Annotated in this window: 1 protein-coding gene; it reads left to right on the forward strand. The window is 68.0% G+C overall.

All coding sequences use genetic code 11. The annotated features are described in order from the left end of the window. Nucleotides 1-1,122 (forward strand): DNA-methyltransferase (locus FM119_RS03120; RefSeq protein ID WP_087136236.1); only part of this gene is annotated, 1,122 nt, incomplete at its 5' end. Between the last annotated feature and the right edge of the window lie 13 nt (nucleotides 1,123-1,135).

Consider the following 1,135-nt stretch of genomic DNA (forward strand, 5'->3'; position numbering starts at 1 on the left):
ATGCCGGATGCCTCGGTCGACGCGATCGTCACGGACCCGCCCTACGAGCTCGGCTTCATGGGCAAGGGGTGGGATTCGTCGGGCATCGCGTACGACCCGGAGGTGTGGGCACAAGCCCTCCGGGTGTTGAAGCCAGGCGGGCACCTGCTCGCGTTCGGCGCAACACGCACCTGGCATCGCCTCGCCGTCGCGGTGGAGGACGCCGGGTTCGAGATCCGCGAAAGCATCGCGTGGATGTACGGGTCCGGGTTCCCGAAGTCGATGGACGTCGCCAAGGCAATTGACAAGGCGGCGGGCATCAGGCGCGGAAGGGCGGGGGCAGTCGTTTCGGGGAACGGAGCCATGTCTGGCGGGAACTACGAGCGGACCGAAAAGGGTGCACCCGCCACCGCTGAGGCCGAGAAGTGGGCCGGCTGGGGGACGGCGCTCAAGCCTGCGTTCGAGCCTGTCGTGGTCGCTCGAAAGCCATCGGACGGGACGGTCGCCGCGAACGTCCTCGCGCACGGGACTGGGGCTCTGAACATCGACGCCAGCAGGATCGGTCGGGGTGACGGTGACCGCACCGAGTACGGGCGCGACAAGCTGCTCGACTACGCACACGAGCGGGTCGCCATGGGCGTCATTAACCAGACGACCCCGTACGCGCCGCACGATGCGGGCCGGTTCCCGTCGAACGTGATCCTGGACGAATCGCAAGCCGCCGAGCTCGACAAGCAGACCGGCGTCACCACATCGCGCAAGGGCAAACCCCGCAGCGGAAAGAGCGGTGACGGGTGGGGCATGACCGCGACCGGTGCGGAGTACGACGACATCGGCGGCGCGTCCCGGTTCTTCTACGTCGCGAAGGCTGGCGCGGACGAGCGTCCCGTGGTTGACGGTGTCGCGCACGCCACGGTGAAGCCGCTCGCCCTGATGCGGTACCTCGTGCGCCTCATCACCCCGCCAGGCGGCACTGTGCTTGACCCGTTCGCCGGGTCCGGGACGACCCTCGAAGCCGCCCTGATCGAGGGGTTCAACGCGGTCGGGATCGAGCTCGAAGCCGACCACCTGCCCCTCATCCGCAAACGGCTCGGGACGCCGATCCAGCAGTCCCTCTTCGGAGATTGGAGCGACACAGCATGAACGAACGCACCTG

Source organism: Mycetocola reblochoni REB411 (assembly GCF_900163835.1).
Taxonomy (GTDB): domain Bacteria; phylum Actinomycetota; class Actinomycetes; order Actinomycetales; family Microbacteriaceae; genus Mycetocola_B; species Mycetocola_B reblochoni.